Genomic DNA, 13053 nt, shown 5'->3' with positions numbered 1-13053 from the left:
CAGGGGCGAGGAAGCATCGGTGAAAGGTCGGGGCGCGATATGAATCAACCGTATTCGCAGTGGTATGCCCAGAATTCGCCGGAGAACCTACCGCTGGCCGCCCACTACCGATCCGCCGACCCGATCACCTGGAACGGCAGCCTGATCTACCCGATGTACACCGAGCGGGTCGGATCCGCGCCGATCCTGGTCACCATGAAGCTGCTGTCCGCGGCACCGCCCGCGGGTCTGCGCGGACATGGAATCGGGCTGTCGGTGGTCGACGGGCACATCGGCATCGATGGCAGACGCCTGGCCGGGGTCGACGTATGGAGCGACGCCCTCGCCGACGGCGTCACCTTCGAGGTGGTCCCGACCGATCCGGGCGCACTGTTCTCGCTGACCCCGGTCTGGGTCGACGGGTTCGGCGCACAGAAATCCTGGTCGGGCAATTACGGCATCCTCATCGAGCAACCGCCGACCGGCCGAATCATCCTCTGGTGCAGCGTCGGCGAGGGCCCGCCGAATTTCGCCAACCTGGTGGTCGAGGTGGAAACCGCCAGTCTGCCCGCCAGCTCCGCCCCGACGCCTGCCGCCGCGCCCCAAGTGCCACCACCCGCAGAACCGCGACCGGACACATCCGCTCAGCCGACGCCACCGACTCAGCCACAGCGCGCCGTATCCGTTGCCCCCGAGCAGCCTCGACTCCCCGAGCCGCAGCCGACACCCCCTGACCTCGAATTGGTGCGGTTCCCGGAACCACTGCAAACGACATTCGCCCGCCCCGAGCTCCCGGCGGCCGAGCAGACCACACCGTTGCAACCCGCGCGCGCCCGGTTGGCGGAACCGTCAGTAGCCGAGCAGGTTCCGGTGATGCAGGAACGGGCAGCGGATACCGACCACACTCCGCTCCCGGAACCACCGAAGCCCGAGCCATCCAAATCGCAGGAGCGCACCAAGGATGGCGAACGCGGCTATCGCGCAGCCCTCTACGATCTCGGCGTCGCCATGTTCGGCCGCGGCGAGGAAGAACAAGCCTGCGGTCTGTGGGCACAGGCCGCCGAGGCCGGACACGCCGGCGCGGCCTACGACCTCGGCGTCGTTCTGTTCAATCGTGGTGAACTCGCCGCTGCCGAGCGCTGGTGGCGCACCGCGGCCGAGCGTCGCGAAGCACGCGCCATGACTGGACTCGCCGAGCTGCTCGAACGCCAGGGCAATCATGCCGAAGCCGAGATCTGGCGCGCCTGCATCGCCGAGGAAAAGACCGACGAACACGATCAATCGGTGAATTCGGCCTGAGTGGCAGCAGGATTCGCCGCCGGTCAGATCCCCCACACCCGGTCGACCGAACTGGCCTCGACGAGCACTCGGCTTCGGGTGCCGAGCATGTACTGCTTCAGTTCTCCGTACTGACCGAATTTCGCAGCACCCGGCCCTGGCGCCGGGCGCGATAAATCAGTCGCGGAAAGGTCGCGGGTGCTCTAGGTTTGCCGGTATGGCAGGCAGTCCTGGCTTGAACGGAGCGTGCGTGGTCGCCGCGTACTACGTGCGGCGCCGCGCGGCAGCCCGGCCTCTGCCCGCGCACTCCGCTGTTCCCCATCCTCGATCAGTCTGATCGATTTCTCCAGTTCTGATTAGAACTGAAATGGGCTGCGCCCCATAGTGTTCCGGCACGGTCCGGGCGAATCACACATTCCTGATTCGACCACTCCGTTCGGAGGACACCCATGTCCCGCAATCGTTCGCTGCCGCATGCCCGGATCCGCTCCGGGAGCACCCGCAAGCAGCTGTCACAGAATTTCCTCGCCGATACCGGCATCGCGGCGAGGCTGGTACGCGCGGCCGGTGTCGGCACCGATGACCTCGTCGTGGAGATCGGTCCCGGCGACGGGATGCTCACCAGGCATCTGCTGAGCACTGCGCGCCACATCCTGGCCTACGAAAAGGACCGCCATTACGCCGAGAGACTGCGCGCACGCTATGCAAGCGACCGCCGAATTCAAGTGCACCATGCGGATATTCGCGATATCACTCCGCCCCGCGAACCATTCACGGTCGTCGCCAATATCCCGTTCGCCGCGAGCACCGATATCTTGCGCTGGTGTCTCGCGGCACCGAGGCTCAGCTCGGCGACATTACTGACCCAACGCGAGTTCGCCCGCAAATACGCCGGGGAATACGGCCGCTGGACCAAACTCACCGTCACCCAATGGCCCACCGTCACAATCGAATTGGGCACCCGAGTCGAACGCCACCACTTCCGTCCGATACCACGGGTCGATGCTGCCGTCCTGCGGCTGCGCCGACGCGAACAACCGCTGCTCGCACGAAAGGAACTCCGCGGCTACCACCAACTCGTGGAATTCGGCTTCACCGGCCTCGGTGGTTCCCTGGCGGCCACGCTGCGCCGGGTTCATCCGGCCCACGAGGTTCGCGTGGCCTGCACCGTGGCCGGAATCGCCCTCGACGAACCCGTCGGCCTCGTCTCCCCGGACCGCTGGCTCAGCCTCTACCAGGCATTGAGCTAGCAAATCAGTTGCCCAACTCGGCCGCCATCGGGGTATCGGCGGAGCTACGATGCGCAGATGGCGCACCCTGCTCCGCCGGTTCCGGGGGCGACGGTCGCTCCGGACCGCTCGCCGGGCGGTCCGCGCGGCACCGGGGTCGCCGAGGTCGTCGAGCGATTCGCGCAGGCCTGGCGGGCGGCCGATACGCCTCCGGATCTGCCCGCCTACCTACCGGACTCCCCCGCTATCCGCCGGGTGTCGCTGATCGAGCTGATCAAGGTCGACTTGGCGAACCGGTGGATGCGCGGCACCGAGCCGAAGCGCCTCGCTCAATACGTCGACGACCTGCCGGAATTGCGCACGTGGCCGCTGCCGCCGGATCTCATCTACGAGGAATTCCACGTCCGCAGGCGCGCGGGCAGTTCGGTGGATGTCGAGGAATACACCGCAGCCTATCCCGAACAGGCCGAGCAACTCTCGGAGATGCTGGCCACCGACGATTACCGCAGCACTCTACTAGCCGTGTACGCCGATCCGCTGAACCTCGACGATATCGATGTCGGCCAGCAGATCGACGACTTCGACCTGATGACCGGGCTGGGTCGTGGCGCGTTCGCGCGAGTGTTCCTGGCCAGACAGCGCTCCATGCAGCGGCTCGTCGCGGTGAAGATCTCCCAGGACAAGAGCGCCGAACCACAGACCTTGGCCCAGCTCGATCACGACTACATCGTGCGGGTCTTCGACCAGCGGGTCCTGGAGAGTCGCCGCCTGCGCCTGCTGTACATGCAGTACGTGCCGGGCGGGACGCTGTTCACCGTGCTCGAGCGGGTGCGCAACACACCGGCGGCCGAACGCTCGGGCGCACTGCTGGTCGATGTCATCGACTCCGTACTCGCCGACAAGGGCGAGATCCGCCCCAGCGAATCCCCCGTGCGCGCCGAACTGGCCGAACTGTCCTGGCCGGAGACCATTGCCTGGCTCGGGCGCAGACTGGCCCTGGCACTGGACTATGCCGGACGGTGCGGAGTGCTGCACCGCGATATCAAACCGGCCAATGTGCTGCTGACCGCCGAGGGCATTCCGAAACTCGCCGATTTCAATATCAGCTTCAGCGGCAATGTCTCTGGTGACAGCCCGGTCGCCTACTTCGGCGGCTCGCTGGCCTATATGTCACCGGAGCAGCTGGCCGCCGTGCACCCGGACAAACCGACGACAGCCGCCGACCTCGATACCCGCAGCGACCTCTACGCGCTGGCCGTCATGCTGTGGGAATTGCTCACCGGCCGTAAGCCTTTCGATGACGACAAGGTCACCGGCGGCGATCGCACCGCACTCGATGGCATGTTGGACCGCCGCTCGGGCAGTCCGCAATCGCTGCCCTATCAGGATCTTCCGGCCGATTGCCCGGCCGCGCTGCGCCGCGCACTGGTCCGCGCCCTCGATCCGGATCCGGACAAACGGTGGGCGCGCGGGGCGGATATGGCCCAGCAATTCGATGTCTGCCTGGACGCGCGCGCCCGCGACCTGGTCGACCCGCCGCCGCACAGTTGGCGGTTGCGCGCCCGAGTGCTCATGCACCCCATCATGGCGCTGGCCATCGGCGGGCCGAATGCGCTGGCAATCCTGTACAGCTACAACCACAATCGCACGCTCATCATCGCCAAACTGGACGAGCAGGCGCAGCTGCGCTTCGACCAGATCGCTGTGGCCGCCTACGGCATCTGCTTCCTGATCGGGATCATCGCCACCAATGTGCTGCTGGTCGATCTGTGGTCCATTTCGCGCGGGCTACGCAAGGGCAAGTCCTACGACGCGCCGACGCTGGCGCGCGCCCGCAGTGCGGCCCTGCAACTCGGTCGCCGAAATGTGTTGACCTGCTTCGCATTATGGGTATCGGCTGGTGTCGTCGTCCCGGTATCGGTGCAGATCTCCGGCAATCACCTCACCGCCGAGGCCTATGTGCACTTCTTCATCACCCAGATCGTTTGCGGCGCGATCGCCATGGCCTACCCGTATTTCCTGGTCAGCTTCTATGCGGTGCGCAGCATCTACCCGATGTTCGTGCCGCACGGCGGACTCGGCGCCGCCGACGGTGTCCAATTGCGCCGGCTCGACCGCAGCAGCACCTACTTCCTCGCCATCGCCGCCGCGGTACCGCTGCTCGGCGTCGCGGGCGCGACGTTCATTCCCGCCGAGGATATTCCGGCGGTCATCGTGCCGCTGCGTGTGCTGTGTGTGGGCAGCGCGCTGGCATTCGTCGCCATCTACTGGTTGTTCCGGATGCTCGAACAAGACCTCGCCGCTCTGGAACGCATTGTCAACCGCTGATCAGACCGGCTGGATGAGCATGCGCTCGAGAATCTTGCCGGTCGCAATGCGCGGTAGCACGTCCAGGAAGGTGACATCGCGCAGCATGGCGTCATCGCGGCCCGCGACGAACAGCTGCCCCGCGACATCGAGATAGCCGAGATCGCCGGTATCGAGCATGCCCGCCGATTCGGTCGGCGGCGTGGCGTCGGTATAGCCGTCGACCCCATGCTGACCGAAACGGGCCGGACCGGCGCGCTGTGCTGCCAGACGATTGCCTTGCGGCGCGTCACAAGCGAACCGAATCCCGTGGGCCAGCTGGCACTGCACAATGTGATCTAGAGGTGCTTCGTGCACTGTCATTGCGCGAGGACTGGGGAACCGGGAGCGAATATGACCGCCAGAGCAGATCTCGAACAAGAACTGGGCGGCACCGTCGCGGCCCTCGATCAACTCTCCGAGGCGGAATCCGCAGAACTGCTGACCCTGTTCCGCGACGCGCGCAGGGCCGAGACTGCCGGACTCACCGAGGCCGTCGACGGACTGCTCGGTGCACTGCCCTGGCCGCTGAGCACCGCGGCGAAGAAGGTCATGTTCGGGAATCGGCTCGGCTGATGACAGACCTGGTGACCAGGGCGCAGCTGGTTCTGCTGGCCCGAACACTGCATGTCCCCGCCGAACGCCTGGCCCACTTGGAGAAACTCGGCGCCGAGCAACTGCACGAACTGCAACAACGCATGGCGCGCGCACTTTTCGACGATCACTCCGCGACCTTCGGGCGGCTCAGCAAACTGGTGCCGATAATTCCGCTGAGCATCTCGATACCGCTGGTGCAGCGGGTCGTGCCGCCGATGATGGGCGGACGCGCCGCGGGTGCGGTCGGCATCGAACATCCCAAGAAGGCGGCGGAAGCCCTCGCGATGCTGGATCCGAAATATGCCGCCGATTGCGCGCCGTACATCGACCCGCATACCGTCGGCCGACTCGCCGAGGTCGCGCCGCCGGAACCGGTCGTGCGGGTTGCCAACGAGCTGATGCGCCGCAAGGACTACGTCACCGCCGGTCCGTTCCTCGGCTTCGCGACGACGCGACTGGTTCGGGCCATCGAGGCGGGCGTGCCCGACGACGAGGGCCTGATCCTTTCGGCGGCCTATGCCTACTCCGGCCCGAATATCAGCGCGATCGTGCGCCAACTGCTGTCCGGGCCGCTGGATCGGATACCGCACATTCTCGAAACCGTCCTAGCCGGTTCCACCGAGCTGCGTCTGGCGGCGGTATCGGTCTTCGCCCGCTGCGACGAGGATGTGATCGAGGCGCTCGGCGACCTCCTGCTCGACATCGGCCCACCCGAAGCCATTACCGAACTCGCCGCCACCTTCATCGAGCACGGCGCGATCCACGACATGCTCCGCTTCACCGCATACCTGAGCCCATCGGCGCTGGACACCCTGGCGGCCAACCCGATCACCGCGGATCCGGCGGCGACGGCGGCGCTGGTCGCCGCGCTCGCGGGGCAGAGCGATCCGATACTGTGGCGCGGCCTGCTCGACCTGGTCGAGCGCACCGATGCCGAGATCCAACGCCGAATCGGTACACAACTATTGGAATTGCCCGAATCAACCCTGACCGCGATACCCGCCATCGCGACCAAGGGACGGTTGTGGTCGACGCTGCTGCGGATCCTCGCTGTGGCCGATACCGACACTCAGGTCCACCTCGGCGAGTTGTGGGCCGAGCTGCCCGCCGACGACCGCACGGACATCCAGGGTCGCGCCCGCGATCTCGGGCTCGCTACACGCCTGGCGACACTTACCGTCACGCTGGACATCTACGGCTGATGCAACCGAATGCCTATGCACGCAACCGGTCTCGGGTGAGGCGACCCGAGACCGGTTGCGTGCGTAGGCGGATCAAACCGGCGTGAAGTCCCGGCTCGCGATATACGTCGGTCGCGGGGCCGGGGCGGCGAAGGGCTCCACCAGCGTGTTCTCCACACTGTTGAACACCAGGAAGATATTCGACCGCGGGAACGGCGTGATGTTGTTCGACGAACCGTGCATGATATTCGAATCGAACAGCAGGGCCGATCCGGCGCTGCCGGTGAACTGGGTGATGCCGTACCGGTTCGCCAGCGCATTGATATCCGCGTGCGTCGGTACGCCGATCTCCTGCTCCTGCAACGACTCCCGATAATGCTCGGCCGGAGTGCTGCCGGTGCACGGCACGAAGGTGCGGTGCGAGCCCGGCATCACCATGAGGCTGCCGTTGATCGGGTAGTTGTTGGTCAGTGCGATGGACAGGCTGACCGCACGTGGTGCGGGCATACCGTCCTCGGCATGCCAGGTCTCGAAATCCGAATGCCAGTAGAAGCCGGTGCCGCGGAAACCGGGCATGTAGTTCACCCGGCTCTGATGGATGTAGACGTCCGAGCCGAGCACCTGCCTGGCCAATCCGGCCACCCGGGATTCGCGCACCAGATCGGCGATCGCGCCGCTGAGCCGGTGCACCTCGAAGACCGAACGCACCCGGTTCGAAGACTTCTCCACGATCACCCGGTCGTCGCCCTGCAGCGCCGGATCACCGGCGAGACGGTCGATTTCGGCACTGAACTCCGCGACCTCGGCGGGCGTCAACAGCTCTTCCACGATCCCGAAACCATTGGCATCGAAGGAGGCCAGTTCCTCGGAATCGACCGCGCCCCACACGGTGGGATCGGTCCGGTCCCGATGCTCGCCTGCCGTGACGAGCCGAGTCGGGTAGCGATCGTCGGTCTGCACCAACGTCATTGCGCCTCCTATCCGCTTACCTGGGCCGCGACGAGCGGGTAGACGCCGTCGCTGTCGTGGACCTCCTGCCCGGTGACCGGCGGGTTGAACACGCACATCATCCGCATATCGGTACGTACCTCCAGGCGGTGGCGCTCGTGTCCGTCGAGCAGGTACATCGAGCCGGGCGCCAATTCGTAGCTGACGCCGTGGTCCAGATCCGTCAGCGTGCCCTCACCTTCGATGAGCCACACTGCCTCCACGTGATAGCGGTAGTGGAACTCGTGCACGGTCCCGGCCTCGATGCTGGTCTCGTGAAAGGAGAAACCGACGCCGTCGCCGCCGAGCACAATGCGCTTACTGCGCCAGCCCTGCCCCGCGACATCGCGTTCGGTGCCGGTGATCTCCGCGGTGCTGCGCACGATCATCTCAACGCTCCTGTCCGCAAACGGTGCCGATCGCGCCGGTCAGCACTCGCAGACCATGCTCGACCTCCTCGTCGGTGACCGTCAATGGCGGCAGCAATTTCACCACTTCGTCCAGCGAACCGGAGGTCTCCACCAGCAGCCCACGCTCGAAGGCGACCTGGCAGACCTTGCCTGCCTGAGAGGGATCGTCGAAGACCACACCGTGCACCAGTCCGCGACCCCGCGTCGAAATGCCGGGGAAGTACTCGGCCGCCTGGGTCAGGGCGGCACCGATCCGCTGCCCCTTGGCCTCAGTCGAGGCCTGCAGGGTGCCGTCGGACCAGAAGTGCTCGAGCGCGGCCTGTGCGGTGATGAAGGCCGGGTTGTTACCGCGGAAGGTGCCGTTGTGCTCACCCGGGGCCCAGACGTCGTGCTCCGGTTTGAACAGCACCAGCGCCAGCGGCAAACCGTAGCCACCGATGGATTTCGAGAGCGTCACGATATCCGGGGTGATACCGGCGATCTCGAAGGAGAAGAACGGTCCGGTCCGGCCGCAGCCCATCTGCACATCGTCGACGATCAGCAGAATGCCACGCGCGGTGCACAATTCGGACAGATGCCGCAGCCATTCCGGCCGCGCGATATTCACCCCGCCTTCACCCTGCACCGTCTCCACGATCACCGCCGCGGGCCGGTCGAAACCGGACGAAGTGTCGTCGAGCACCCGCTCCATCCACTGGAAGTCGGCAGTCGTGTTGTCGAAGTAGCCGTCATAGGGCATATGCGCGGCATGCACCAGCGGCACACCGGCGCCGGCCCGCTTGGCGGCATTGCCGGTCACCGACAGCGCACCCAGCGACATGCCGTGGAAGGCGTTGGTGAAGCTGATGATCGTCTCGCGGCCGGTGACCTTGCGGGCCAGCTTCAGCGCGGCCTCGACGGCATTCGCGCCGGTCGGTCCGGGGAACTGGACCTTGTAATCCAGGCCGCGCGGTGTGAAGACGGTATCGCGCAAGGTTTCCAGCAGTCCGCGCTTGGCCACGGTCGACATATCCAGGCCGTGGGTGACGCCGTCACCGGCGATGTAGTCCAGCAGCGGCTGCTTGAGCACCGGATTGTTGTGGCCGTAGTTCAACGCACCCGCTCCGGCGAAGAAGTCGAGGTACTCCTTCCCGTCCTCGGCGCGCAACCAACTCCCGGACGCGGTGGTGAACACCGTGGGCCACGCGCGGCAATAGCCGCGGACATTGGATTCGAGCTCCTCGAAAATGGTCGTCTCGGCGGTAATCATCGTCGATCCTCCTGCTTTCGGGCGGTGGGGGCGATCAAATAGAGGTCTTCGGCAGCGTGGCTGTCCGGGAAGAGTTCGGAATCGAACAAGGGGTGTTTGGTCAGCTCGGCCGACCGGCGACGTGCCACCGAGGCGAACATCGCGATCGAGGCCGGATTGTCCGGTGCGATCGTGGTCTCCAATGTCGAAACACCGGCACCGGCCACGGTGTCGAGCAGCGTGTCCAGCAGCGCCGCGCCGAGGCCGCGCCCGCGCTGTTCGTGCTCGACCGCGACCTGCCACACGAAAACCGTCTGCGGCGCCTGCGGACGCAGGTAGCCGATCACGAATCCGACGACCCGGCCACCGACTTCGGCAACCACCGAGGTGCTCGCGAAATCACGACACCACAGCAGGTAGGCATAGCTGGAATTGGTGTCGAGAACCTGCGAATCCTTGGCGATACGCCAGATCTGGGCCGCGTCACCGACTCTCGGCGGGCGCAGCACCGGCTGCGTGTGCGGTCCGGAAATCGGTACGGCCGAAGGGTATTCGGTGACCGACGGTTCGATCGTCTTGGTGGACAAGGTGTGCAGTGACATACGTCTCCCTGGTCGGGTCTGCAGTACTTATCCAGGCTTACGAAGCAACTTTGAGGTGAACCTGTCGAACTCTTTGCGGTTGTATTACGAAAAGATCACAACCGCAGGCAGCGTCATACTTCGGTGCCACTGCGGCGTTCGTCACAGGCTCAGCGCTGCAGATCGAGTCGGTAGCCGAGACCTCGCACGGTGACCACGATGCGCGGCTCTGAGGCGTCGAGCTCGATTTTGGTGCGCAGGCGGCGCATATGGACATCGACGATCCGCTCATCGCCGAAAAAGCCGTCGTCCCATACTCTTTCGAGCAGGACGGTGCGGCTGAGCACCCGTCCCGGCGATTCCGCGAGTTCGCAGAGCAATTTGAATTCGGTGATGGTGAGCCGGATTTCGTCTTCGCCGCGGCGTACCGCGCCACCGTCGCGATCCAGCACCAGTTGTCCGTCAGGGTGCGCGTCGAGTACGGCCTCGCGCGGCGCTTCGCGCTCCATGGTCAGGCGTGCACGGCGGCGCAGCGCCCGCATGCGCGCGGAGATCTCCTTGATCTCGAACGGCTTGGTGACGTAGTCGTCGGCTCCCGCCTCCAGTGCGGCCACCACATCATGGGTGTCATCGCGCGAGCTGATCACGATGATCGGCACGTCGTGCTCGCGGCGGATCTCCCTGATGCAATCGAAGCCGTCCATATCGCCGAGCATCAGCTCGACGATCATCACATCGGGGGCGCCATTGCTGCGCAGATATGTCAGAGCGTCCTCGGCCTCATGTGCCTCGGCAACGTCGTAACCCTCGTCTTCCATGGCCGTGCGCAGTGCGCCACGAACCACTTCGTCGTCGTCAACGATCATCAGGTTTGCGGTCAAGCCCTCATCCCTTGCAGCCACGCGGACGCGACGCGACGCGGAGACTCGCGTACCCAGAACCGACGCGAAAGTCCGCACTTCGAGCACCTTTGCCAACTGCTTGAATACCCGGACCGACCAATTGGTAAACGGCAGGTCACGGGCAGTCGGTTAGCGTCCGGCTACTCCACCCTGCGCATGAAGACCCGATTTGTGCAAATTGCACGTGACATGCGACACATTTCGGCCAGTGTCACCATTCGTCCCGATGGGACTGTTCGAGCCGGTTGAAGTTGCTCGGTCCGCCGTCGGCCCTGCGGTCCTGATAGCGGAACATCAGCCGACGCGCGTCGAAGGTGGCGAACCATTCGTCCCAGCCCACCGCGCGCAGCACCGCACCGCCGTACCCGGGGAAATCGAAGCGCAGGACGCCGAGGCGACCGTCATACTCACTGCCGGGCATGGTGGCCGGTCGCGCACCGCGCTGCTCGGCCCACCGCCGGATCACTTCATGATTGCGGGTGACGAGGAAGCGCCCGGGCTGCTGCGGGCCCTCGCCGCGAACGACTGATTCCGGCGGTTTCTTCAGCGACCTGAAAGCCCCCGGTCCGGCGTACGGATCTCGGGTGGCCGGTCGTCGCTGATCGTTCATGACGACCTCCTTGCGCGTCGGCATCAATAGTCCGGTTCCTCTTCGCGTACCCGCGTGCAACCCCGGGCAAACAGTGGATCCGATCACTACGAAACACATTGCGCGACAATGTATTCCCCACGCCGATCAGTCGCGTAGCGCGGCGGCGCGCAACTTCCCGAGCGTTCTGGACAGTATGCGCGAGACATGCATCTGCGAAACGCCGAGCTGCTCGGCGATCTGGGACTGGGTCATGGACTCGAAAAAGCGCATGACCAGCACCTCGCGTTCCCGGTCGGGCAGTTCCTCGATCAGCGGCCGGACCGCCAGATAGTCCTCCACATACTGGTAGCTGGGCTCATCTTCACCGAGACTGTCCAGCAGTGGTTGCGGCGCGTTCTCGACGTCGTCGCCGGCCACCGCGTCGATCGAACTCGACTGATAGGCATTGCCCGCGATGAGCGCCTGAGTGACCTCGACCAGATCCACATCCAGCTCCGCGGCGATCTCGCGCGCCTTGGGCAACCGGCCCAGCCGCTGCGATAAGGCCTCGATGGTCGGACCGATGCTGAGCTGGATCTCCTTGGTGCGCCGGGGCACCCGCACGGCCCAGGTGTTGTCCCGGAAATGCCTGCGCACTTCGCCCATGATCGTCGGCACCGCGAACGACAGGAACGAGGAACCGCGTGATACATCGAAGCGGTCGACGGCCTGCACCAGACCCAATCGGGCCACCTGCAACAGATCGTCGAAGTTCTCGCCGCGCCCGGAGAATTTGCGCGCGATATGTTCGGCCAGCGGCAGGCACCGGCCGATCAGCTCCTCGCGCAACAGTTCTCGACGGTGATCGGCCGGGTCGATGGCGGCGATCTTTTCGAAGAGCGGCTCGATATTGTCGTAACTGTCGCGGTGCGCTCTCGAATCAGCCGCCATCACCACTCCGTGCCCAGCTGAAGTCGACGACGGTCGGATATCCGGAGACCACGCTGTCGAACGGCTCCTGCGCCGCCGAGATCGACTGTGTCAGCGTGCGGACGATATGCCAGCCGAATCCGGCTTGGCCGACCACCTTTTCCGACACCGCGACCGCGGCCACGCGCACGAACATCTCGTGATCGTTGTAGGTGAAATCGCAGTCCAAGTTCGAGCCCGGTGTTGCCTCCAGGATCAACGAGGTGGCTACCTCGTCGAGGGCGAGCCGGATGTCGACCACTTCATCGATCGCGAAATCCGCGATGAGCGCGACGGTTTCGGCGAGCGCGCGCAGCATGGTCAGCTGCTCCAACTCCGCGGGGATACGAACCCCGATTGTCGTCGTCTTCTCCGCCGCGGACTGGGAACTCCACTCCCCCATGCCCATCACCACCTCTTTTCCTCCGAGCCGACGCCGAACCTGCCTTCGAGTCGGGGGCCATTCGCGACTTACCCGGCCGGTCACCATCGAAACATCGCAACCGGTGTGGATTCGACTCAGTCGGCCTCGATCCGTTCATGGGCAGTCAACAGGAGATGGTCGAATCGCGTGCGCAGTTCGGCCATCGAATCGGTCAGCGCGCCGAGATCGGCGATCAACCGTGCGGCCAGTGCCCGCAGTTTGATATTGGTCTCCTGTGAGCGCCAGCTCAGCACCCGGAACGCCTGTTCGGCATTGATGCCGTAGACCAGCATCAACGCGCCCTTCGCCTGCTCGATCACCGCGCGGGCCGCATACAGTTCGGGCAGCGCGTCGTCGAGGGTCTCCTGCTG

The 13053-nt window shown here is 65.2% G+C and carries 15 protein-coding genes and 1 pseudogene; 5 read left to right on the top strand and 11 right to left on the bottom strand.

Annotation, left to right across the window (positions count from 1 at the left end; translation table 11 throughout):
• Positions 1 to 39: 39 nt before the first annotated feature.
• The gene (locus tag NP3_RS30550) at positions 40 to 1278 is read left to right on the top strand and encodes a tetratricopeptide repeat protein (protein WP_063045069.1); all 1239 of its coding nucleotides are present in this window, start codon (positions 40 to 42) and stop codon (positions 1276 to 1278) included.
• Between the two features lie 23 nt (positions 1279 to 1301).
• Here NP3_RS30550 and NP3_RS51910 read toward each other — a convergent pair.
• Positions 1302 to 1391: pseudogene (locus tag NP3_RS51910) on the bottom strand (DUF1768 domain-containing protein); the annotation flags it as partial.
• A 315-nt stretch (positions 1392 to 1706) separates the two neighbouring features.
• Between NP3_RS51910 and erm the strand changes: the two are divergent.
• Positions 1707 to 2507, top strand: coding sequence for a 23S ribosomal RNA methyltransferase Erm (erm, locus tag NP3_RS30545; protein ID WP_063045068.1), 801 nt, complete (start codon positions 1707 to 1709; stop codon positions 2505 to 2507).
• A 57-nt stretch (positions 2508 to 2564) separates the two neighbouring features.
• Positions 2565 to 4814 carry a serine/threonine-protein kinase gene (locus NP3_RS30540; RefSeq protein WP_063045067.1) on the top strand — a complete coding sequence of 750 codons (2250 nt, stop codon included), beginning with the start codon at positions 2565 to 2567 and terminating at the stop codon, positions 4812 to 4814.
• Here NP3_RS30540 and NP3_RS51640 read toward each other — a convergent pair whose 3' ends face one another.
• Positions 4815 to 5156 (bottom strand): hypothetical protein, encoded by a 342-nt coding sequence (locus NP3_RS51640; RefSeq protein WP_063045066.1) that lies wholly within the window; start codon positions 5154 to 5156, stop codon positions 4815 to 4817. It lies immediately after the preceding gene.
• A gap of 30 nt (positions 5157 to 5186) precedes the next feature.
• Between NP3_RS51640 and NP3_RS30530 the strand changes: the two genes are divergently transcribed.
• Positions 5187 to 5408, top strand: a complete 222-nt coding sequence (locus NP3_RS30530; RefSeq protein WP_063045065.1) for a hypothetical protein — start codon at positions 5187 to 5189, stop codon at positions 5406 to 5408.
• Positions 5408 to 6631 carry a hypothetical protein gene (locus tag NP3_RS30525; RefSeq protein ID WP_063045064.1) on the top strand — a complete coding sequence of 408 codons (1224 nt, stop codon included), beginning with the start codon at positions 5408 to 5410 and terminating at the stop codon, positions 6629 to 6631. The genes NP3_RS30530 and NP3_RS30525 overlap by 1 nt, the downstream gene beginning before the upstream one ends.
• A 72-nt stretch (positions 6632 to 6703) precedes the next feature.
• Here the strand turns inward: NP3_RS30525 and thpD are convergent, their stop codons facing one another.
• The 9 genes from thpD to NP3_RS30480 form a co-directional block, all read right to left on the bottom strand.
• Positions 6704 to 7579, bottom strand: coding sequence for an ectoine hydroxylase (thpD, locus tag NP3_RS30520; protein WP_063045063.1), 876 nt, complete (start codon positions 7577 to 7579; stop codon positions 6704 to 6706).
• Positions 7580 to 7587: 8 nt separating this feature from the next.
• The gene (locus tag NP3_RS30515) at positions 7588 to 7986 is read right to left on the bottom strand and encodes an ectoine synthase (RefSeq protein ID WP_040690649.1); all 399 of its coding nucleotides are present in this window, start codon (positions 7984 to 7986) and stop codon (positions 7588 to 7590) included.
• A 1-nt stretch (position 7987) separates the two neighbouring features.
• Positions 7988 to 9256, bottom strand: a complete 1269-nt coding sequence (gene ectB / locus NP3_RS30510) for a diaminobutyrate--2-oxoglutarate transaminase (protein WP_063045062.1) — start codon at positions 9254 to 9256, stop codon at positions 7988 to 7990.
• Positions 9253 to 9837: a diaminobutyrate acetyltransferase gene (gene ectA, locus NP3_RS30505; RefSeq protein WP_084509191.1), complete on the bottom strand. Its 585-nt coding sequence runs from the start codon at positions 9835 to 9837 to the stop codon at positions 9253 to 9255. The genes ectB and ectA overlap by 4 nt, the downstream gene beginning before the upstream one ends.
• Before the next feature lie 149 nt (positions 9838 to 9986).
• Positions 9987 to 10697: a response regulator gene (locus tag NP3_RS30500; RefSeq protein WP_063045061.1), complete on the bottom strand. Its 711-nt coding sequence runs from the start codon at positions 10695 to 10697 to the stop codon at positions 9987 to 9989.
• Between the two features lie 232 nt (positions 10698 to 10929).
• Positions 10930 to 11328: a hypothetical protein gene (locus NP3_RS30495; RefSeq protein ID WP_245721181.1), complete on the bottom strand. Its 399-nt coding sequence runs from the start codon at positions 11326 to 11328 to the stop codon at positions 10930 to 10932.
• 126 nt (positions 11329 to 11454) lie between these two features.
• Entirely contained in the window at positions 11455 to 12240 is a 786-nt protein-coding gene (locus NP3_RS30490) for an RNA polymerase sigma factor SigF (protein WP_063045059.1), read from the bottom strand.
• Positions 12230 to 12661 carry an anti-sigma factor gene (locus NP3_RS30485; protein WP_063045096.1) on the bottom strand — a complete coding sequence of 144 codons (432 nt, stop codon included), beginning with the start codon at positions 12659 to 12661 and terminating at the stop codon, positions 12230 to 12232. The genes NP3_RS30490 and NP3_RS30485 overlap by 11 nt, the downstream gene beginning before the upstream one ends.
• A gap of 116 nt (positions 12662 to 12777) precedes the next feature.
• Positions 12778 to 13053: ANTAR domain-containing protein (locus tag NP3_RS30480; RefSeq protein ID WP_157124652.1), on the bottom strand; the 276-nt coding region annotated here is incomplete at its 5' end.

This window comes from Nocardia pseudovaccinii NBRC 100343, assembly GCF_001613225.1.
GTDB classification, from domain to species: domain Bacteria; phylum Actinomycetota; class Actinomycetes; order Mycobacteriales; family Mycobacteriaceae; genus Nocardia; species Nocardia pseudovaccinii.
The sequence above is the reverse complement of the archived record's forward strand: the minus strand, read 5'-3'. Positions and strand labels throughout refer to the sequence as shown.